Consider the following 21,496-nt stretch of genomic DNA (forward strand, 5'->3'; position numbering starts at 1 on the left):
CAGAATCGCCGCCCTTCGCTTTACTCTGACTCTTCTTCCTCCAATTCGTCTAATTCTTCCCGATCCACTTTGGCAACAGTAGCCACCTTCTGATCATCTTGTAAACGAATCAAACGGACCCCTTGAGTGTTTCTTCCGGTAATAGAGATTCCTTCAACCTGCATACGTATCAGCACACCAGACACGGTCATGATCATAATATCTTCCTCGTCAGTTACCACTTTCACCGCAACCACTTGTCCGGTTTTTTCGGTTATGTTACACGTGAAAATCCCTTTACCACCACGATTCGTTCGTCGGTAATCTTCCTCAATCGTACGTTTACCATAGCCATTCTCGGTCACATTTAAGACATATTGCGATTCTTCCATAATTTCCATCGATACGACCTCGTCTTCACCACGTAAAGAAATACCTTTTACACCCGCGGCAGTACGTCCCATTGCACGAATTTGCTGCTCTTCAAAACGAATCACATAGCCATTTCTTGTTCCAATCAGGATATCCTTTGTACCATCTGTCATACGTACAGAAATTAATTCGTCCTGATCACGTAAGTTTAACGCGATAAGGCCGCCTTTGCGAATATTAGCAAACTGGGTTAACGAAGTACGCTTAGAAATACCATGCTTTGTGGTAAAGAAAAGGTACCAGTCCTCATGAAATTCACTAACGGAGATGACAGCATTAATCCATTCCCCTTGCTCTACCTCAAGTAAATTGATAATCGGAAGCCCTTTTGCCGTTCGATTGAATTCGGGGATTTCATATCCCTTCGAACGGTACACCTTTCCTTTGTTGGAAAAGAAAAGCACTGTATCATGGGTAGAACAGGAAACCAAATGCTCCACAAAGTCATTATCATTCGTCCCCATTCCTTGTACTCCTCGGCCGCCACGGCGTTGTGCACGGTAAGTAGAAGCAGGCAGGCGTTTAATATAGCCGCGATGGGTAACAGTTACGACAATATTCTCTTCCGGGATAAGATCTTCATTCTCGATCAGATCAATACCGCTTGTTACGATTTCGGTTCTGCGGTCATCACTATATTTTTCTTTGATTTCAAGTAATTCTTCCCGAATAATTTCAAGGATCTTTTCTTCATTGGCTAAGATCGCCTTTAATTCATCGATTAAGGCCATGATTTGATTGTATTCTTCCTCAATCTTCTCTCGTTCCAAACCAGTCAAGCGTTGCAGACGCATATCTAAAATAGCCTGTGCTTGCTTTTCTGATAATTCATACTGGGTCATTAACCCTTCTCTGGCAATATCAGTCGTTTGAGACTGACGAATTAGCGTAATAATCGCATCAATATGATCCAAGGCAACACGTAAACCTTCTAAGATATGTGCACGTGCCTCTGCCTTATTTAAGTCATACTGAGTCCTGCGAATAATGATTTCCTTCTGGTGCTCTAAATAATACTCAAGACATTGCTTCAAGTTTAATACTTTTGGCTGTCCATCCACTAATGCCAGCATATTGATACCGAATGTTGTCTGCAATGATGTATGTTTATAAAGATTATTTAATACAACATTTGGATTGGCATCACGACGTAACTCAATAACCATCCGCATACCATTTCGATCGGATTCATCACGCAAATCAGTAATACCTTCAATCCGTTTATCACGAGCCAATTCAGCAATCTTCTCAATTAGTTTGGCCTTGTTCACTTGATAAGGAAGCTCAGAAACAAGGATCGTTGCTTTTCCATTAGCTTTCTCTTCAATCTCAGTTTTGGCACGAATCGTAATCGAACCTTTACCTGTTTCAAATGCCTTGCGAATACCACTTCTCCCTAAAATTTGCGCTGCTGTTGGGAAGTCAGGACCTTGAATATATTCATCCATTAATTCAGCGATTGTAATATCTGGTTGATGACTAATCGCTAAGATGGCATCAATCGTTTCTCCTAGATGATGCGGAGGGATGTTTGTGGCCATACCTACTGCAATCCCAGAAGCCCCGTTAACGAGCAAATTAGGAAACTTCGCCGGCAGCACCTTAGGTTCTCTTTCCGAACCATCATAGTTGTCCATATAGTCAATCGTATCTTTCTGAATATCCCGCAGCATTTCCATGGAAATCTTAGACATTCTTGCCTCTGTATAACGCATAGCTGCTGGAGGATCACCATCGACAGATCCGAAGTTTCCATGCCCATCTACCAGCATATAACGATAACTAAAATCTTGTGCCATCCGGACCATCGCGTCATAGACAGCAGAATCCCCGTGTGGGTGATACTTACCAATGACATCCCCCACAATCCGAGCCGATTTCTTATATGCCTTATCCGCGTGCATTCCCTGATCGTTTAATGCATATAGAATTCGGCGATGCACAGGCTTCATGCCATCACGCACATCCGGTAACGCACGAGAGACAATAACACTCATGGCATAATCCAAAAAGGATGTACGCATTTCTTGCCCTATATTAATTTCTTGCACTTGTGGACGATTATGCTCCACCATAATTTAATTACCTCCTATTTCACTGCAGGAAGAAGTGAACATCATCTAAATATCTAAATTTTTCACATAGACGGCATTATCCTGTATAAAATTCCGTCTCGGCTCTACCTTATCCCCCATTAGCATATCAAAAATCATATCTGCCTCCATGGCATCCTCCAGATTTACTTGTAATAACGTCCTGCCTGAAGGATCCATTGTCGTTTCCCACAACTGGGTCGCATTCATTTCTCCCAGACCTTTGTATCGTTGCAGACCTGGTTTCGGCTGTTTCGGTAATTCGGCTAATAATTTATCCAGTTCTTTATCAGAATAGGTATAATGTACCACTTTCCCTTGCTTAACCTGATAAAGAGGGGGCTGAGCGATGTAGATATAACCATAATCAATTAACGGCTTCATGAAACGATAGAAGAACGTCAACAGTAAGGTTCGAATATGGGCTCCATCAACATCCGCATCTGTCATGATCACGACTTTATGATAGCGAGCCTTCGATATATCAAATTCTTCGCCAATCCCTGTACCAAGTGCGGTTATGATCGAACGAATTTCATTATTAGACAAAATTTTATCCAACCGTGCCTTTTCCACATTCAGCACTTTACCCCTTAAAGGCAGGATCGCTTGAAAATGACGGTCACGTCCTTGTTTGGCAGAGCCACCTGCCGAGTCACCCTCTACGATGTACAGCTCACTTAACGTAGCATCACGGGAGGAACAGTCAGCTAATTTACCGGGCAGGTTAGAGACTTCTAATGCTCCCTTACGTCGCGTTAATTCACGGGCTTTTTTCGCTGCCATACGGGCACGCGAAGCCATCAGCCCTTTTTCCACAATAATCCGCGCAGTATTCGGATTCTCAAACAAGAAGGTAGAAAACAAGTCACTAAAAGCCGAATCCGTGATTGTTCTCGCCTCACTATTTCCTAGTTTGGTCTTCGTTTGCCCCTCAAACTGCGGATCAGGGTGTTTAATAGAGATAATTGCCGTAAGTCCTTCTCGCACGTCGTCACCGGATAAGTTAGGATCTGTTTCCTTAAACAGATTATTTTTTCTGGCATAATCGTTGATTACACGGGTTAATCCCGTCTTAAAGCCGGCCTCATGTGTCCCGCCTTCATGCGTATTAATATTATTCGCAAAAGAATAGATATTGCTGGCAAACCCTTCGTTATATTGCAAGGATACCTCTACTTGAATACCAGCTTCTTCTTTTTCCGCATAAAAAGGTTCATGCAATACCTCTTTGGATCGATTCAAATGCTCTACATAAGAACGAATACCGCCCTCATAGTAGAATGTTTCTCGCTTACTCTCTTCTTCTCGATTATCTTGAATGGAAATCGTTAATCCTTTATTTAGAAAGGCCAATTCGCGCAAACGCGTGGCTAAAATATCGTAATGAAAAACTGTTGTCTCTGTGAAGATCTCCTCGTCTGGTTTAAAATGAGTCTTGGTACCAGAAATTTCGGTCTCTCCAATCACTTGCAGGTCATTATTAGGTTTGCCTCGTTCAAAGCTTAGATGATATATCTTTCCATCTCTGTGCACGAATACTTCCAGTTCACTGGATAATGCATTAACAACAGAGGCACCTACACCATGCAGACCGCCAGATACTTTATAACCGCCACCACCGAATTTACCTCCGGCATGCAGTACCGTCATAATCGTTTCTACTGTCGGGCGTCCTGTCTTCTCATGTGTGGTTACTGGAATACCCCGACCATTATCAATCACTGTGATACTATTATCCTTTTCGATAAATACTTCAATATGATCGCAATAACCAGCTAGGGCCTCATCAATACTATTATCTACTATTTCCCATACTAAGTGGTGCAACCCTCGCTCATTAGTAGAGCCAATGTACATACCAGGCCGTTTACGTACAGCTTCCAAGCCTTCTAAAACTTGAATCTGTTCCGCACCATATGATTGTTCTACTGGCGTATTCTCTTCCATTGTCAATCAAATCACCTACATTCTCTCTCATTAATAATCTTTATTCTTCCTCTTCTTCGTTCCATTCCGAATAATCTTCGAGCCGGCTGATGGTGGAGATCATACTTGTCCGTTTTCTCAACGTCAGTACAGATAAAGGACTGTAATATACCTTGTCCGAAGTGATAACAACTGCCTTTGTCAAAGGTTCATCCGAAACGACGACTTGTTTCTTTTGTTTTAGCTGCTCCAGCATCTCCTCATTAATCGTTGAAGAAGATACGAGGTTGTAATCAATAATGCCAATAACATCTTTTGATTGAATCACCTGATCGTCTCCAATATGAATAAACATAGTATCCCTACTTTTTCACTCTATTATTTGTCCTTTGTTGACTCTGAATATCTCAGCCTTTTCTAACTGCTTATGATGGATACCATCGATACTAGTCGTTGAAATAAAGGTTTGGACTTTCCCCTCAATGGTATCCAACAAGTGTGATTGGCGGTAGTCATCCAATTCACTTAAGACATCGTCCAGAAGTAATACGGGGTAATCATTAATTTCTTGATGGATTAGCTCGATTTCCGCTAATTTCAGCGATAATGCCGTTGTTCGTTGCTGTCCTTGTGAACCAAACGACTGTACATTTTTTCCATTCACAAAAAACACCAAGTCATCTCGATGAGGTCCAATTAAGGTCGTTCCTCGTTCCGTTTCTTTCTGCTCTATATTTTCAAAAGCCTCACGTAAGGTGACAGCTATTTTTTCCTTCTGACTCTCTTCAGAAATGTCAACGGTGGCAGCATACTGCAGGTCTAAATCTTCTAAATCTCTGCTAATTCCTTTGTGTATTTGCTTCGCCCATTTCCTTAATCGTGTCATAAACAAAAGCCGTTTCTCTAGTATAACGACGGCATGTTCCATCATTTGCTCTGTCAATACCCGAAGCATAGTAAGGTCTTCTGTCTTCCTTTGACGGATTTGTTTTAGTAAGTGATTCCGCTGCTTCAGAATTTTCATATATTGACCAAGGTGATAAATATAGACAGGCTGAACCTGACCAATCTCCATATCAATAAAACGCCTTCTAATCTGCGGGCTCCCTTTTACAAGGTTCAAGTCCTCAGGCGCAAACATGACAATGTTCAGGGCACCTATATAATCGCTAAGACGTTTCTGCTCCAGGTGATTTAATTTTGCTTTCTTACCTTTATTTGTAATTTGTATTTCTAACGGGAAGCGTTGTTTCCGTTTTACAATACTACCTTCTATTTTAGCATAGTTTTGCTCCCATTGGATTAATTCTTTATCTTTTGTCGTACGGTGTGATTTAGAGAAGGCCAAGGCATAGATAGATTCCATTAAGTTCGTCTTCCCTTGGGCATTTTCACCAATAATGACATTAATTTTATCATCGAAGGTAACCGTTAAATCATGGTAATTCCGGTAATTTAATAAACGTAATTGTTCTATATACATTCGAATTCCCTTTCGAATTTATGCTTCTTTTTCTACTACAAACGTACCAACATCTTCGACATAGACGGCATCGCCTGGATAAAGCTTTCTACCGCGACGTGTTTCTAGTTCATCGTTAACATAAACCCCATTTTCTTGTAAAAAGATTTTAATCATCCCGCCAGATTCCAAGATGTTGGCTAATTTGAGGAATTGACCAAGTGGAATATAGTCTGTTGTAATACCGATCGTCTCTTTCATACACATTCACCTTCTTTTCTATTAGAAAACAAGACATGCACTTAATCCTTTGCGATGTCCGTCTATTGTTAGCTTTGTTTCTGTTTTTGGCTAATAGGCTTTCCAGAAACCCTCTCGAGTGAAGATAGTCGTTTGTTAGTATTGATATAAGTATAGCCCTTCTTCCTATTCTACTAAACATTTGTGAAATAGAAAAGGAAAGCTCGGTAATTTCTCTAGAAAAGCCGAACAATAACGCATATAACGAATTATATCGTTCTGTAAAAGGAGAGAGCAGTAGAGAAGAGGGAGCATTGTTTCCGTATTGAAAAAGCATAAGATAACGATTCGGGTCATCAATCGCCACCTTATGCTTCTGATGTATGGTTTAAAAGGTTCTTACTGGTAAGATAAGCTGTAAAATTTGATCATGATCAGTTGGTTTTAAAATAAATGGACGCATGGCCCCGGTAAACCCGATATTTACTCGCTCTGTTTCCATGATTTTTAGTGCATCAATCATATATTTAGAACTAAAAGAAATTTTCAAAGCATCACCATCAATACTCGCAACAGTGATTTCTTCTTCTACTTTTCCAATTTCAGGTGAATTACCGGAGATTTCAATAGTATGGTCATCCATGGTTTGCAAACGAATCACATTATTATGATTGTCTTTTGCCAGTAAAGATGCCCGGTCCACCGCTTGTAACAATGCCTTGGTATCTGCTTGAATGACGGTTTGGGTTTCATCTGGGATCAAGCGGGAAGTTTCAGGGTATTTACCGTCTAATAAACGTGATAAGAAATACAATTGTTTTGTCTGAAAAGCAATTTGATTGGAGCTAATACTCACTTGAATTTTCTCATCGGTATCTCCAAGAATTTTACTTAATTCACTTAGACTTTTCCCAGGTATTACTACTTGTTCAAATGGAAATGGAGCAATATCTTCTGTTAATGGTAGCATACTTGCTGCCAAACGGTGACTATCTGTTGCTACAAAGTGTAAGTGTTCATTTTCTACTTTTATATTAACCCCTGTCAAAATCGGGCGTGTTTCTGAAGTCGATACAGCAAATACAGTCTGTTTAATCATCGTTTTTAATAAAGGGATTGATAATTCAAAGTTCGCTTCCGAATTGATCTGAGAAACCAATGGATATTCTTCAGCATCTTGACCATTTAAATGGAACTCGGCATGACCGGATTGAATCGTGATCTGCAACTGTTCATTCACTTCTATGTGTACTGTTTCTGATGGCAGTTTGCGAATGATTTCGGGAAAGTATTTGGCATGAACGATGATTTCTCCAGCCTCTAATTCATCAATAAATTGAATCCCTTCTTCTTCTTTAGGAATAAAAGATTCAATCGTAATATCTGAGTCACTTCCTGTTAAAGTGACTCCATTTTGATTTGCTTGTATTTTTAAACCAGCCAAAATGGGGATCGCTGTTTTGGAAGAGATCGCCTTCGTTACGTGCTGAATACTTTCCATTAGTTTATTTCTATTTATGATAATTTTCATGCTTCTCCTCCTTGAGGAATATATTTATTTATTATTAATAAAATATAGTAATCATAGTACTAGGGCCTGTGAATATGTGGATAACCTCAGTGGATAGGGATTCTAAAAAGTTATCCAGATGTGTACAACTTGTTCGCAAACTTGTCCTTCTTATCCACATTATGCACAGGGCAGTAGAACGTGTTTTTTACAATGCCTTTAATTGCTCCTTAATCTCTTCAATTTCTTTATTAAGCAGCTCATCTGTTGTCATTAGTTTTGAGATCTTTTCATGGGCATGAATAACGGTTGTATGGTCTCTTCCCCCAAATTCTTCCCCGATTTTAGGCAAGGAGAAATCCGTTAATTCCCTAGAGAGATACATCGCAATTTGGCGTGGAAAGGCAATGGATTTCGTCCGTTTTTTTGCAGAGAACTCTTCCAGCTTGACGTTATAACGTTTGCCTACCTCTTCTTGAATATGCGGAATCGTGATCACCCTTGGACGTGATGTCGGAATAATATCCTTTAACGCCTCCGCTGCTAAAGGTGCGTCAATATCCTGATTAATTAAGGAAGAATAAGCAACTACACGAATCAAGGCCCCTTCTAACTCACGAATATTGGTATCAATCTGATTGGAGATATAAAGCATGACCTCGTTTGGGATATCCAGTCCTTCTGCTTTTGCCTTCTTTCTTAAGATCGCAATTCTTGTTTCCAAATCAGGTGGCGTAATATCGGTGATCAGTCCCCATTCAAAACGAGAACGCAGCCTGTCTTCTAAGGTTGGGATCTCTTTCGGAGGACGGTCACTTGAGATAATAATCTGTTTATTTTCTTCATGTAACGTATTAAAGGTATGAAAAAATTCTTCTTGTGTTTGTTCTTTTCCCGCTAGAAATTGAATATCATCAATTAATAGGACATCTACACTCCGATATTTATTGCGAAAATTCACGGTTTTATTATCGCGAATAGAATTGATGAATTCATTGGTGAATTTCTCTGATGATAGATAGACAACTTTTGCATTCGGATTATGTTCCAAGACGTAGTGACCAATGGCATGCATTAAGTGGGTCTTACCTAATCCAACGCCCCCATAGATAAATAAAGGGTTATAAGCCTTGGCAGGAGCTTCGGCAACTGCTAAAGAGGCAGCATGAGCAAAACGATTACCTGAACCAATGACAAACGTTTCAAAGGTATATTTATCATTCAGCATCGACTTAGCAGAGCTGTCATATTGCTGGGCTGCAACCGGAGGCTGCTTCTTCATCTGTGTCATTTCTTTAGCTGCATCGTCCATTGTTTCCGGAATGATGAATTTAACAGCTAATTCTGCTCCAGTAACCTGATAGAGCGCCTCACCGATAATAGCGGTATACTTTGAATCCAACCAGTCTCTCGTGAATTCATTAGGGGCTGAAATAATAATTGTATCATCTTGTAATTCTGCAACAGATGTGTTCTTTAACCATGTATCGAAGCTTGGTTTACTCACTTTATCCTTAATTAAGCTTAAGGTACTGTTCCATAATTCTTCGATATTTTCCACGTGTTTATTCCTCCTTTCATTTTTTAATTAGTTTATATCTTGTGGATCGTTATACATTGACAAAAAAGAGGAAAACCTAAAAATTAAGTTTTCCACAACGTTGTGTATAAACTAATAAACATGATGTGTATAATTGTCCACACAATATCCACAAGTTGTGGATAAAATCAGCTAGCCTTCATACTTATTAACAAAACAGAGCACTCATATAATATCAAAAAAAAGCGGAAAATGCAATGAATTATCCAGAGTTATCCACAAGTTCGACAAGTTGTGCACGTTTTTTGTACACAACCTCTGATTTTGTGCATATTTTGTCGATAAACAGTGAGGAAACTCTTTTTTTGCCGGGGTAGTTATCCACAATTCTCTGTACTATAACAATGATCGAGGAATACTGTTGCACAACAGGAGATAATGCGAGCAAAGACTTGCTTGTCACAGGTTTTTTTCTGATAAATGGTGATAAGGTTTAACATAGTGTAAATCGGCTTTGCGGGGGCAGAAAATGTAAGACCACTTCATTTGATCTAGCCATTCTAAGCTATATTCTTCCTTGTTAACATAAAGAATCAGCCCATTTTTCAAAACTAATCATTGACAGAGATGATAGTTTATACATATAATAAGTAAGACTGTCTAAATGGACTGAAATTTTGAAATTCCTCAGGGAGGTGCATATATAATGAAACGTACATTTCAACCAAATAATCGTAAACGTAAGAAAGTTCATGGATTCCGTGCGCGTATGAGCACAGCAAATGGACGCAAGGTTCTTGCTCGTCGTCGTAAGAAAGGTAGAAAGGTATTATCCGCATAGGCCACTGATCAGCTCAGTGGTCTTTTTTCCATGTAAGGTAGATCATGGAAAGCCTTTATTGGAGGAGCACGCAAATGAAGAAAGCATGGAGAATAAAAAAGAATAGAGAGTTCCAAGAAGTGTTTAAGCAAGGTGCTTCGTTTGCGAACCGGCAACTGGTTATTTATTACTTACATAAGGATCAACAAGCACATTATCGAATAGGATTATCGGTGAGTAAAAAAATTGGTAATGCAGTAGTGCGTAATCAAGTGAAGCGCTATATCAGACAGGTCTTTGTCGAGTTAGACACCAAAGTGAAGAATGAGTATGATATTATTATCATTGCGAGACAACCCGTGAAAGATATAGATTTTCATCAAATAAAAAAAAGTGTCAATCATTTGCTTTATAAAACAGGTTTATTGAGGAAGCGATAGCACCATCTAGCGTAGTACAGAAATATGTTATCAAGCATTGGGATGGATAAATTCGTGCAACTTTTATTTGTTTTGCAGCATGTTCCATGACCTGCCTCTGATTTCCTCTTAATTATGACTAGCTAAATGTTAGGATATAGTGGTAGAATGGAAAGCGATGAACAGTGATTGGGAAAGAATTAAGGAGGATCAGGATGCGTAAAAAGCTCGTTATCGTATTGGGCTTAGTTGTATTAGTAGCTCTATTAGCAGGATGTACTCAGATTGATCAGGACATCACCTCAGAAAGTGAAGGATTTTGGAATAGTTATTTTGTTTATCCTTTATCGTGGTTCCTATTAAAGGTAGCAAGTTTCTTTCATGGAGAATATGGATATGGACTGGCAATTATAGTTGTAACGATTCTCATTCGTTTAATTTTGTTACCCTTAAACATTAAGCAATTAAGAAGTTCTAAAGCAATGCAGGCCATTCAGCCGCAGTTACAGGAAATTCGTGAGAAATATAGCTCCAAAGATCAGCAAACACAACAGAAGTTACAACAAGAGACGATGGAACTATTTCAAAAGAATGGTGTCAACCCACTTGCTGGTTGTTTGCCTATTATCGTACAAATGCCGATTTTAATCGCCTTTTATCATGCGATAATGAGAACGGAAGCACTAAGAGATCATCCGTTCCTATGGTTTGAACTAGGACAATCAGACCCATATTATATTTTGCCAGTTGTAGCAGCATTCTTCACCTTTTTACAACAGAAGCTGATGATGGCTGGAACAACGGCACAACAAAATTCTATGATGCCTCAGATGACCATGATGCTTTATATTATGCCAGTAATGATCGGGATATTTGCTCTTTTCTTACCATCTGCATTGGCGCTTTATTGGGTAGTAGGTAACCTCTTTATGGTAGGGCAAACCTTACTTGTTAGAAACCCAATGATGAAAAATCAAGAGGCAAGTACAGGAGGCAAAAAATAGTGAGACAAATAACTGCTACGGGACAAACGGTTGAAGAAGCGATCCAATCAGCACTAAAGCAGTTAAACATCACAGAGGATCAGGCCGAAGTAGAGGTAATTGAAGAACCAAAAAAAGGATTATTGGGCTTGTTTGGTTCCAAACGGGCGATAGTCAAGGTGACCAAGCATGATGATCCAACGGAAAAGCTGGAGAAATACGTACAAAATATGGTGAACGCATTTGATGAAAAGATAGATGTATCCATGCATATCGACCAAAACCATATTACTTTTGAATTATCAGGTGAGAAAATTGCCGTATTGATTGGGAAACGGGGACAGACTCTAAACGCCATTCAATACTTAGCTCAATTGGCAATGCACCAGTATGCTGAGAAGTATTACACGGTGGTAGTCGATGCAGAGGGGTACCGTGATAGAAGAAAAGAAACGTTAGTAGCACTAGCTGAAAAGAATGCCGATCGAGCAGTGAAGACAGGCAGAACGGTTAAACTGGATCCAATGCCATCGTATGAAAGGAAAATTATTCATACGGTATTGCAAAAACGGTCGGATATAGAGACAGATTCACAAGGAAATGAACCAAAACGGTATGTCGTTATTCATCCAAAATAAAGCAAAATGGTAAGTGATGAACATGTAATTCTTTGGATTACGTGTTCTTTTTTTATTAGATAGAAAAGTTTATCACACTCTGTTGTGGTATAATGAAACAATTCCTTGAAAAGTCAACCGGTAATAGTACATATAGATCGTAGTTGATTTTATCAATACATATTTAGAAATTTAACCTTAAGGCGTGAATATCAATGATTAACATTTGGAATAAATATAAAAATTCATCTTTCATACTTAAAATGTCAATTGGTTTTATACTTGGCATTATCGTAGGAGTCATTTTCGGTAAACAGGCTGAGGTTTTACAACCTTTCGGAACACTTCTGCTTCATTTATTTAGCCTTATAGCCATCCCGATCATTTTTTTGGCTGTGGTGTTGGCTGTCAATCAAATGAATGTAAAACAGCTGGGGAGAATTGGGGGCAAACTGATTTTTTATTATGCTGTTACAACGGCCGCTGCTGTTTTGATTGGTTTAGGATTGGCTCTTTTTTTCGAACCGGGGGTTAATATGACCTTGCCTGATGCAAATGTCGAGAAGCCAGATACACCACATGTTTCCGATGTGCTTTTGCAAATTGTACCTGAAAATATGTTTGAGGCCTTCACTTCTGGTGATCTGATGTCCATTCTATTTCTTGCTGTTATTATAGGTATGTCGATATCTCTGATGAAATTTTCCAAAGAAGAAAAGTCACAGAAATATGGTGAGGTTCTGGATACTTTTTTCAGTGCATTGAATGAAATGTTCTTTAAGATTCTAAGAGGTATTCTTTTATACGCTCCTATCGGCATATTTGCCATCAGTGCTTCTGCGTTCGGTAGCCATGGGTGGGAGACGGTGCAATCCTTACTGAAACTGACAGGGGTTTTCTATCTTGGACTTATATTGCTTTGGGTTTTTATCTATTCGGGTTTATTGAAGTTATCGGGAACATCGATTTTTCAATTTTTCAGAAATACGAAGGAAGCTTATACGACGGCGTTTTTCACCTCAAGCAGTATTGCTTCTCTCCCCGTGGCCATTGAAGCGGCCAAGAAAGCAGGTATTTCTAAAAAAACAGCGAATTTCGCATTACCTTTAGGAGCCGTGTTCAATTCGGATGGCGGTGCCCTTCGTATGGGTATTTCTATTGTTTTTGCAGCAAATGTGACCGATTTGAATCTGTCACCAACTGATTTATTGATCATCGTGTTAATAGGAACGCTCTTATCGATAGGTACGGCGGGAGTTCCTGCCGCAGGACTTGTAACCCTATCGGCAGTACTAACAATGTTTGGGCTGCCATTGGAAATCGTTGCATTAATAGGAGGGGTAGATGCCATCCTTGGAATGGGTGGAACAGCTTCTAATGTTACGGGAGATATTGTTGGAGCCGCAGTTATAGACCGTTCGGAAAAAAGGAAGGCTGCTCAGGTATAAATAAAATTAGGAACCCGCTTTAAAATAATATGAAGAGGAAAATAAAATCGCAAGAAATGGTTTCTAACAAAAGTAAAAAGACCCAATCCAGGTTGTTTTCTTTAACGCAGCAAAAACTAATTTGTTGAAAAGAAAGTGATTCAACACAAGGGTACAGTATGTAAGCAGCTAAGAAGAGTAAGGAACCCCTATTTCACAAACGGTTGGACATAGAGACAGATCCACAAGGAAATGAGCTAAAACGGTATATCATTATTCAGCCAAAATAAAGCAAATGCTGAGAGAAGAACATGTAATTCTAAGGATTACGTGTTTTTTTTAGGAAAGAAAACATTGGGATGTTTGTTTAGTACGTGAAATCATCTATTTTGATAAGATTAAAGTGCTATTAATCCTTGGTATTATAGGATTTGGAATGATTTTGACCATTGATGAATGTGTGTGAAAAGATAGCTTATCGTTCATTCATCTTTTCACTTGCGTAGATAGCAGCAAGAACCACGAAAACAAATGGATTCGTCCGAGCAACGCTGGATTGCACTTCGATATTTTTCCCTTCATTCTACCGTTTCTTTGCGAGAAAGGCAAAACGGTAAATGAGGATTTTCATAAAGTGAAAGAGCAGTATAATCGGAATACCCCCTCCTTATTTTGTGATTTTTGAGAAAGAGCGAGCCTTCAAATTAGAATATTAATACTTTTTATAACTCCGTTTGCACTAAGTGCTATTTATAAAAATTATCCACAAACACGCATACGTATCTTCGGCTAATGAATAGAAAATCCCTTGTGGATAACTAAATCCAAGAAAATTTATACACATGTGGATAAATATTTTTGCTAAAATCCCAAAAAACAGGTGTGGATATCTTTTCAAAGGGCATAGTTATGTGCTATTCTAATAAGTTAGTGATACAAAAACTAATCTGAATAGATAAGATATAGATAATAGGTGTCAGATGGAGGTGAAGAAGTGGAGCAGGATACAATAGCAGCGATTTCGACGCCGATTGGGGAAGGCGCGATAGCGATTGTTCGTTTAAGCGGGGATGAAGCTGTCACGATTAGCAATCAATTATTTGCAGGGAAAGACCTTAAGCAAGTGGATTCCCATACGATCCATTATGGTAAAATGGTGGACCCGAACAGTAAAGAAATGATTGAAGAAGTAATGGTGAGCGTTATGCGCGCGCCTAAGACGTTTACCAAAGAAGACATCGTTGAAATCAATTGTCACGGCGGTCTGGCTTCGGTGAATCGATTGTTGGAACAAGTATTACATCAGGGTGCACGTTTAGCGGAGCCTGGTGAATTTACCAAGCGAGCCTTTTTGAATGGCAGGATTGATTTATCGCAAGCGGAAGCAGTGATGGATTTGATTCGCGCCAAAACTGATAAAGCAATGAATATAGCCTTAACACAGCTAGATGGAAAACTATCGAAACTTGTGCAAGAACTGCGGCAGAAGCTGATTGAAACCGTCGCCCATGTAGAGGTTAACATTGATTATCCGGAATACGATGATGTAGAAGAAATGTCCCATCAAATGCTTCAGGAACAAACAAGGGTAGTCTATCAAGAGGTAGAACAACTATTAAGCATGGCTAAGCAAGGAAAAATTTTACGTGAAGGTATATCCACTGCGATTATCGGCAGACCAAATGTCGGTAAATCTTCCTTATTGAACGCCTTTGTTCAGGAGTCAAAGGCGATTGTCACTGATATTCCGGGAACGACAAGGGATGTAATTGAAGAGTATGTCAATGTAAGAGGCGTGCCACTACGGCTGGTAGACACGGCCGGTATTCGTGAAACAGAAGATATTGTTGAACGAATGGGTGTCGAACGTTCCCGCAAGGCCTTAAAAGAGTCCGATTTGATTCTGCTTGTTCTTAATTATGGCGAAGCATTAACAGAAGAAGATCGTAACCTGTTTAAAGCAGTAGAAGGATTAGAGTATATTGTCATTGTCAATAAAACCGATCTAGAACCGGAATTAGATATTGACGAAGTAAACCAATTAGCTGGTACACAAAAGGTGATCACGACCGCCTTAATTGAAGATAAAGGGATGGATGCACTCGAAACAGCCATTGCCGATACCTTTTTTGCAGGGGAGATTGAGTCAGGTGATCTTACGTATGTATCGAATGTTCGTCATATCCAATTATTACAACAGACACTAGCGGCACTGGAAGAGGCAGATCAAGCGATGGAAGCTGGTATGCCGATTGACTTAGTACAAATAGATGTGACGAGAGCCTGGGAATTACTTGGGGAAATTGTCGGAGATACCGTGCAGGATAGTTTAATTGATCAATTATTTTCTCAATTCTGCTTAGGAAAATAACCAAACGGAGATAAAAGGAGGATCAGCTATGTCCAACTATGAAGCTGGTCAATATGATGTGATTGTCATCGGAGCGGGACATGCAGGTGTGGAAGCCGCCTATGCCGCTGCCAAAAGAGGGGCAAAAACATTAATATTAACATTAAACTTAGACTTGATTGCCTTTATGCCATGTAATCCATCGATTGGCGGACCTGCCAAAGGGATTGTCGTTAGAGAAGTCGATGCAATGGGTGGCTTAATGGGTAAAGTCATTGATAAAACCTATATCCAAATGCGGATGTTGAATACAGGAAAAGGTCCTGCCGTTCGTGCTTTACGTGCGCAAGCAGATAAGCCTTTATATATACAAGAAATGAAACGATTGTTAGAGGAAACACCGAATTTGACCGTCAGACAAGGAATGGTAGAGGAATTGGTGGTAGAAGAGGGTCAGGTACAAGGTGTTATTACCGAAACCAAAGCATTCTATCGAGCAAAATCGGTGATTATTACGACAGGTACCTTTATGCGAGGACGTGTATTGCTTGGTGATATTTCTTATGAAAGTGGTCCAAATAATCAACGCGCTAGTATCAAACTTGCAGAAAACTTGGAAGAACTAGGATTTGATATTGTCCGCTTCAAAACGGGAACACCACCAAGAGTCAATAATCGGACCGTTAATTATGAAAAAACAGAAATACAGCCTGGTGATGAGCATCCACAACACTTTTCCTATGAAACGACGGGAGAGATATTGGATCAGATTCCATGCTGGTTAACGTATACCAATGAAAAAACCCACGAAATCATTAATGAAAATTTAGGGTTATCAGCAATGTATTCAGGTGCCGTAAGAGGAACGGGGCCAAGGTATTGCCCTTCGATTGAGGATAAAATTGTCCGTTTCCATGATAAACCGCGACACCAGGTATTCTTGGAACCAGAAGGACGAAATACAGAAGAGGTATATGTACAAGGGTTATCCACTTCCTTACCAGAGTATGTCCAGCGCGAAATCCTCAAAACAGTGCCGGGGCTAGAAGAGGCAGAAATTATGCGGGCAGGCTATGCGATTGAATATGACGCCGTAGTGCCAACACAATTATGGCCGACACTCGAAGTGAAGAATATTGATTCCTTGTTTACAGCAGGTCAAATCAATGGAACCTCTGGATATGAAGAAGCGGCGGCTCAAGGCTTAATGGCAGGAATTAACGCTGCTGCCAAAGTATTAGATAAGGAAACGTGTATACTAGATCGCTCTCAGGCCTATATTGGTGTGCTAATCGATGACTTAGTGACCAAAGGAACCAATGAACCTTATCGTTTATTGACGTCCAGAGCGGAGTATCGTCTCTTATTACGTCATGATAATGCCGACCTTCGTCTTACAGAAATCGGTTATCGTTTAGGGCTGATACCAAAAGAGCGGTTTGCCCGTTTTGAAGAGAAAAAACGATTAATTGCAGAAGAAATGGAGCGTTTAAGTGAGGTTCGTTTGAAACCAACAGAAGAGCTACAGCAAGCAATGGAGGAAATCGGCGGCACTCGATTAAAAGATGGCATTTTGGCTTATGATTTACTGAAACGGCCAGAGGTCACTTATGAGTTGATGGAACGCTTTGCCACACCGGAAGAAGAGCTGCCAGCAGAAGTGAAAGAACAAGTGGAAATCCAGATTAAATACAAAGGATACATTTCCAAATCTAACCAACAAGTAGATCGTATGAAGAAAATGGAGAACAAACTTATTCCAGACCATATTGATTACGATGATATAAGTGGAATTGCCACCGAAGCAAGGGAAAAATTAAAAACGGTACGTCCATTGTCTGTAGGACAAGCCTCGAGAATTTCCGGGGTCAATCCTGCCGATGTTTCCATTTTACTAGTATATATTGAACAAGGAAATGTAGCCAAAGTATCTAATGAATAAATAGGGGAGTGGCGCCGTGGATTTGCAAGCTTTTCAAGATCATTTACAAACAAAAGGGATAACCATTACAGAAAAACAAATCCAGCAATTTGAACAATATTATCAAATTTTGGTAGAATGGAATGAGAAAATGAATCTAACCGCCATCACCGAAAAAGAAGAGGTGTATGCTAAGCATTTCTACGATTCGGTGACGGCCGCCTTTTATTTTGATTTCACCAATGATTTGCACCTTTGTGATGTGGGGGCAGGGGCAGGTTTTCCTAGCCTTCCCCTTAAGATTTTATACCCACATGTAAAGGTGACCATTGTTGACTCCCTGCAAAAAAGAATTACCTTTTTGAATCATTTGGCCGCTCAACTAGGTCTGGAGGGGGTAAGTTTTTACCATGACCGAGCGGAGTTATTTGGTATAAATGATAAATTTAGGCATCGATTCGATGTGGTGATGGCAAGGGCAGTAGCCAAAACATCCGTATTATCGGAACTATGTCTTCCTTTGTTACGCACTGGTGGAACCTTTATTGCCATGAAGGGAGCCAATGCTTCAGGAGAATTAGCACAAGCGCAAGATGCCATTGAACTACTAGGTGGAGTCGTGAATAGGGTAGAGACATTCTCTTTACCAGCGAATAATGGCGAACGAAATATTGTTTTTATTGATAAAAAACGCAAAACACCGAAGAAATATCCAAGAAAACCTGGCGTTCCCAATAAACATCCGTTATAAAGATAAATTTGCACTTATAGAATGAATACACCAATAAATGGGGAAATATTGATTTTTCAGAAGCCATATATATTTCTTGAAAAATTATTGATATTTTTTATCGCTTTTCGTATTTTTATGATAAAATGGATATAACAGATGATTAGAGATGTTCCACGTGAAACATTAAGGAATATCTAACGGCTTCTTTGACTTGCTTAACGGTAATTAAGCAAGTTTTCCCTTTTGTTTTTGAAGACAAAGAGGGGAGAATGGGTTTATTATCGGGGGTCTGCTTTCATAGATAGGAGAGCAAACTTAGCTATAATGGAATGATGTGAAGTAGAAAAAGGTGGTGTTTGTTGTGTTACACCCATTTGGTCGGATTTTTGGAATTGGTGATAAAACCGAAGAAATCGAAACCGAAGAGTTAGATAAACTGCAAGACGAGGTTGTCTATATTGATGTTGCTAAAATAGAAGCCAATCGTTTTCAGCCAAGATCTATTTTTGATGAGGAGAAGATCAAAGAACTTGCTCAAACATTACATACACATGGTTTAATACAGCCAATTGTGGTACGTAAGCTGGATGAAGAGGAAGAGTCTTATGAGATCATAGCTGGGGAGAGGCGTTGGCGTGCTGCCAATAGTCTTGGCTGGGAGACTGTTCCCGCCATTATCCGCGAAATGACTGATAAGGAAACTGCCTCGGTAGCACTAATTGAAAATTTACAACGAGAAGAACTGACCGTGATCGAAGAAGCAACTGCGTATGAGAAATTGATTGAAATGCATGAATTAACGCAAGAAGCATTAGCACAGAGATTAGGCAAGAGCCAATCTACCATTGCCAATAAAATGAGACTGCTCAAGCTTCCTCAAGAAGTCCAGCAAGCCATTTTACAAAAAACAATTACGGAACGACATGCCAGAGCCTTGATCGTTTTAAAAGACGAAGAACTGCAACGTAAGGTGTTACAGCAGATTATCGAAAAAGATTTAAACGTGAAACAAACCGAAGATCAGATCGAAAAACTGATGACAGCAGATAAGAAAGAACCGAAGAAAAAACCCCGCTTGAAAGGGGTTAATAAAGACATGCGTATCGCAATGAATACTATAAGGCAGTCGTTAAACATGGTTTCCGACACAGGAATTGATTTGGAAACCAATGAGCAAGACCATGAGGACTATTACCAAATCACCATCAAAATTCCTAAGAAAAAATAAGTACATGCTGCCCATCTTTATCAGTTAGAAAGATGGGTCGTTTTTTGCAAGGGAAAAGGAGAGAACAACATGAAAAGGGATCAGATAAGACTTCGAGGACTGTTGGAAATCCACAAGCAAATTGAATCATTTGAATCATTTATGGTTTAAAAACAACATTTATTTCTGAAATAAACAGAATTAGTGGTAAAATAAAAGAGAGAATTGCAAGAGGTAGGTGACACCATGGGGAAAATAATAGCCGTTGCCAACCAAAAAGGTGGCGTCGGCAAAACAACATCTTCCGTTAACTTAAGTGCTTGTTTGGCAGATTTACACAAAAAAGTATTAGTGGTAGATATAGATCCACAAGGAAATGCTACAAGCGGTTTCGGTATCAATAAGGCAGATGTAAATAAATGCATATATGATGTATTAGTGGATGATGCAGAGGTAAATGAGGTATGCGTGGATACAGATGTTAGTAATCTCCAGGTCATACCAGCCACGATTCAATTAGCAGGAGCAGAAATTGAATTGGTCTCAACGATATCAAGAGAAGTTCGCTTAAAAAAAGCATTAGACAATGTCAAAGATAGCTATGACTATATCATTATTGATTGTCCACCATCTTTGGGCTTACTAACCATCAATGCTTTAACTGCTTCTGATACCGTACTTATTCCCGTTCAATGTGAATATTATGCCTTAGAAGGATTAAGTCAGCTGCTAAATACAATTAGATTGGTACAAAAGCATTTGAATAAACACTTGATGATCGAAGGTGTTTTATTAACGATGTTGGATGCGAGAACGAACCTCGGTATTCAGGTAATTGATGAAGTGAAGAAATATTTTCAGGACAAGGTATACCATACGGTCATTCCAAGAAATATTCGTTTAAGTGAGGCACCAAGTCATGGAAAACCGATAATATCATATGATTCTAAATCGAGAGGGGCAGAAGTCTATATCGATTTAGCAAAGGAAGTGATTGCTGGTGGCTAGAGGATTAGGAAAAGGACTGGATGCCTTTTTTACAGAAATAGAAGACCAAAATGGGGAAAAGATTGAAGAAGTAGAATTAGTGAAATGTCGTCCCAATCCATATCAACCACGTAAAGTCTTTGAAGCCGATGCGATTGAAGAATTAAAGGAATCGATTCAAGAGCATGGCATTCTGCAGCCATTAATTGTGCGTAATAGCATAAGAGGGTATGAGATCGTAGTAGGGGAGCGCCGCTATCGGGCAGCTAAAGAGGCGAATCTGGAGACGATTCCTGTTATTATTAAGGAATTAACGGATGAACAGATGATGGAGTTAGCTCTGTTAGAAAACATTCAACGGGAAGATTTGACTCCTATTGAAGAAGCAACAGCCTATGAGCGTTTAATCAATGAACTAGGAACGACACAGGATCAATTGGCAAAACGATTAGGTAAAAGCCGTTCCCATATTGCTAACCTGGTTCGTTTACTGAGTTTACCTGATGATATTATTGTACTGATTAATAATCACTCGATTTCAATGGGGCATGGCAGGGCATTATTAGGTTTAAAGGATAAGCAAAAACTTAAGCCAATCGTTAATCGTATTGTTAAAGAAAAGCTAAATGTCCGTCAGGTAGAGACATTGATTAATGAATTAAACCATCAACAACCAAAGCCAAAGAAAAAAGTAAAAAAGGATATTTTCATTGCCGAAAGAGAGAATCATTTAAAAGAGTACTTTGGTACCAATGTGACCATCAATAAAGGTAAGAAAAAAGGAAAGATCGAAATCGAATTTTTTTCTGATGATGACTTGAATCGAATCCTAGATAAGATGGAATAA

Annotated in this window: 18 protein-coding genes; 11 read left to right on the forward strand and 7 right to left on the reverse strand. The window is 39.4% G+C overall.

Translation table 11 applies throughout. The features are described 5' to 3' along the window. Nucleotides 1-20 precede the first annotated feature (20 nt). From gyrA to dnaA, 7 genes are all read right to left on the reverse strand, one after another. Complete coding sequence (gene gyrA, locus BN6556_RS19745) at nucleotides 21-2,486, reverse strand: DNA gyrase subunit A (RefSeq protein WP_066195326.1); 2,466 nt, start codon at nucleotides 2,484-2,486, stop codon at nucleotides 21-23. Between the two features lie 45 nt (nucleotides 2,487-2,531). Continuing rightward, a complete protein-coding gene (gene gyrB / locus BN6556_RS19750) occupies nucleotides 2,532-4,454 on the reverse strand; it encodes a DNA topoisomerase (ATP-hydrolyzing) subunit B (RefSeq protein ID WP_187374485.1) in 1,923 nt (640 codons plus the stop codon). Nucleotides 4,455-4,494: 40 nt separating this feature from the next. Beyond that, a complete protein-coding gene (gene remB / locus BN6556_RS19755; protein ID WP_066195334.1) occupies nucleotides 4,495-4,788 on the reverse strand; it encodes an extracellular matrix regulator RemB in 294 nt (97 codons plus the stop codon). 15 nt (nucleotides 4,789-4,803) lie between these two features. Further along, on the reverse strand, nucleotides 4,804-5,916 hold the full coding sequence (gene recF / locus BN6556_RS19760; protein WP_066195337.1) for a DNA replication/repair protein RecF: 1,113 nt from the start codon (nucleotides 5,914-5,916) through the stop codon (nucleotides 4,804-4,806). Between the two features lie 18 nt (nucleotides 5,917-5,934). Beyond that, nucleotides 5,935-6,156 carry a S4 domain-containing protein YaaA gene (gene yaaA, locus BN6556_RS19765; RefSeq protein ID WP_066195340.1) on the reverse strand — a complete coding sequence of 74 codons (222 nt, stop codon included), beginning with the start codon at nucleotides 6,154-6,156 and terminating at the stop codon, nucleotides 5,935-5,937. Nucleotides 6,157-6,523: 367 nt separating this feature from the next. Beyond that, a complete protein-coding gene (gene dnaN / locus BN6556_RS19770; protein WP_066195343.1) occupies nucleotides 6,524-7,666 on the reverse strand; it encodes a DNA polymerase III subunit beta in 1,143 nt (380 codons plus the stop codon). Between the two features lie 187 nt (nucleotides 7,667-7,853). Next, a complete protein-coding gene (gene dnaA, locus BN6556_RS19775; RefSeq protein ID WP_066195346.1) occupies nucleotides 7,854-9,206 on the reverse strand; it encodes a chromosomal replication initiator protein DnaA in 1,353 nt (450 codons plus the stop codon). Between the two features lie 685 nt (nucleotides 9,207-9,891). On the opposite strand from dnaA, the gene rpmH reads away from it, so the two are divergent. From rpmH to BN6556_RS19830, 11 genes are all read left to right on the forward strand, one after another. Then, on the forward strand, nucleotides 9,892-10,026 hold the full coding sequence (rpmH, locus tag BN6556_RS19780) for a 50S ribosomal protein L34 (RefSeq protein WP_066195349.1): 135 nt from the start codon (nucleotides 9,892-9,894) through the stop codon (nucleotides 10,024-10,026). A gap of 74 nt (nucleotides 10,027-10,100) precedes the next feature. Then, nucleotides 10,101-10,445, forward strand: a complete 345-nt coding sequence (gene rnpA / locus BN6556_RS19785; protein WP_066195352.1) for a ribonuclease P protein component — start codon at nucleotides 10,101-10,103, stop codon at nucleotides 10,443-10,445. A gap of 194 nt (nucleotides 10,446-10,639) precedes the next feature. Next, nucleotides 10,640-11,428, forward strand: coding sequence for a YidC family membrane integrase SpoIIIJ (gene spoIIIJ, locus BN6556_RS19790; RefSeq protein WP_066195355.1), 789 nt, complete (start codon nucleotides 10,640-10,642; stop codon nucleotides 11,426-11,428). Continuing rightward, nucleotides 11,428-12,045, forward strand: coding sequence for an RNA-binding cell elongation regulator Jag/EloR (gene jag, locus BN6556_RS19795; protein ID WP_066195358.1), 618 nt, complete (start codon nucleotides 11,428-11,430; stop codon nucleotides 12,043-12,045). Before spoIIIJ ends, jag begins: the two co-directional genes overlap by 1 nt. A gap of 194 nt (nucleotides 12,046-12,239) precedes the next feature. Beyond that, a complete protein-coding gene (locus tag BN6556_RS19800) occupies nucleotides 12,240-13,472 on the forward strand; it encodes a dicarboxylate/amino acid:cation symporter (protein ID WP_066195361.1) in 1,233 nt (410 codons plus the stop codon). A 973-nt stretch (nucleotides 13,473-14,445) separates the two neighbouring features. Next, a complete protein-coding gene (gene mnmE / locus BN6556_RS19805) occupies nucleotides 14,446-15,822 on the forward strand; it encodes a tRNA uridine-5-carboxymethylaminomethyl(34) synthesis GTPase MnmE (protein WP_066195364.1) in 1,377 nt (458 codons plus the stop codon). Between the two features lie 28 nt (nucleotides 15,823-15,850). After that, nucleotides 15,851-17,743, forward strand: coding sequence for a tRNA uridine-5-carboxymethylaminomethyl(34) synthesis enzyme MnmG (gene mnmG, locus BN6556_RS19810; RefSeq protein WP_066195366.1), 1,893 nt, complete (start codon nucleotides 15,851-15,853; stop codon nucleotides 17,741-17,743). 16 nt (nucleotides 17,744-17,759) lie between these two features. Then, nucleotides 17,760-18,473, forward strand: coding sequence for a 16S rRNA (guanine(527)-N(7))-methyltransferase RsmG (rsmG, locus tag BN6556_RS19815; RefSeq protein ID WP_066195370.1), 714 nt, complete (start codon nucleotides 17,760-17,762; stop codon nucleotides 18,471-18,473). A gap of 343 nt (nucleotides 18,474-18,816) precedes the next feature. Further along, nucleotides 18,817-19,683, forward strand: coding sequence for a nucleoid occlusion protein (gene noc / locus BN6556_RS19820; protein ID WP_066195373.1), 867 nt, complete (start codon nucleotides 18,817-18,819; stop codon nucleotides 19,681-19,683). A 225-nt stretch (nucleotides 19,684-19,908) separates the two neighbouring features. Next, nucleotides 19,909-20,670 carry a ParA family protein gene (locus BN6556_RS19825; RefSeq protein ID WP_066195377.1) on the forward strand — a complete coding sequence of 254 codons (762 nt, stop codon included), beginning with the start codon at nucleotides 19,909-19,911 and terminating at the stop codon, nucleotides 20,668-20,670. After that, on the forward strand, nucleotides 20,663-21,496 hold the full coding sequence (locus BN6556_RS19830) for a ParB/RepB/Spo0J family partition protein (RefSeq protein WP_066195382.1): 834 nt from the start codon (nucleotides 20,663-20,665) through the stop codon (nucleotides 21,494-21,496). The genes BN6556_RS19825 and BN6556_RS19830 overlap by 8 nt, the downstream gene beginning before the upstream one ends.

The organism is Gracilibacillus timonensis, assembly GCF_900086715.1.
GTDB lineage: Bacteria > Bacillota > Bacilli > Bacillales > Amphibacillaceae > Gracilibacillus > Gracilibacillus timonensis.

Coding starts and splice junctions, on each gene's coding strand:
- gyrA (WP_066195326.1), bottom strand. CDS start 2,486: ATGGTGGAGCATAATCGTCCACAAGTGCAAGAAATTAATATAGGGCAA.
- gyrB (WP_187374485.1), bottom strand. CDS start 4,454: ATGGAAGAGAATACGCCAGTAGAACAATCATATGGTGCGGAACAGATT.
- remB (WP_066195334.1), bottom strand. CDS start 4,788: ATGTTTATTCATATTGGAGACGATCAGGTGATTCAATCAAAAGATGTT.
- recF (WP_066195337.1), bottom strand. CDS start 5,916: ATGTATATAGAACAATTACGTTTATTAAATTACCGGAATTACCATGAT.
- yaaA (WP_066195340.1), bottom strand. CDS start 6,156: ATGAAAGAGACGATCGGTATTACAACAGACTATATTCCACTTGGTCAA.
- dnaN (WP_066195343.1), bottom strand. CDS start 7,666: ATGAAAATTATCATAAATAGAAATAAACTAATGGAAAGTATTCAGCAC.
- rpmH (WP_066195349.1), top strand. CDS start 9,892: ATGAAACGTACATTTCAACCAAATAATCGTAAACGTAAGAAAGTTCAT.
- rnpA (WP_066195352.1), top strand. CDS start 10,101: ATGAAGAAAGCATGGAGAATAAAAAAGAATAGAGAGTTCCAAGAAGTG.
- spoIIIJ (WP_066195355.1), top strand. CDS start 10,640: ATGCGTAAAAAGCTCGTTATCGTATTGGGCTTAGTTGTATTAGTAGCT.
- BN6556_RS19800 (WP_066195361.1), top strand. CDS start 12,240: ATGATTAACATTTGGAATAAATATAAAAATTCATCTTTCATACTTAAA.
- mnmG (WP_066195366.1), top strand. CDS start 15,851: ATGTCCAACTATGAAGCTGGTCAATATGATGTGATTGTCATCGGAGCG.
- BN6556_RS19825 (WP_066195377.1), top strand. CDS start 19,909: ATGGGGAAAATAATAGCCGTTGCCAACCAAAAAGGTGGCGTCGGCAAA.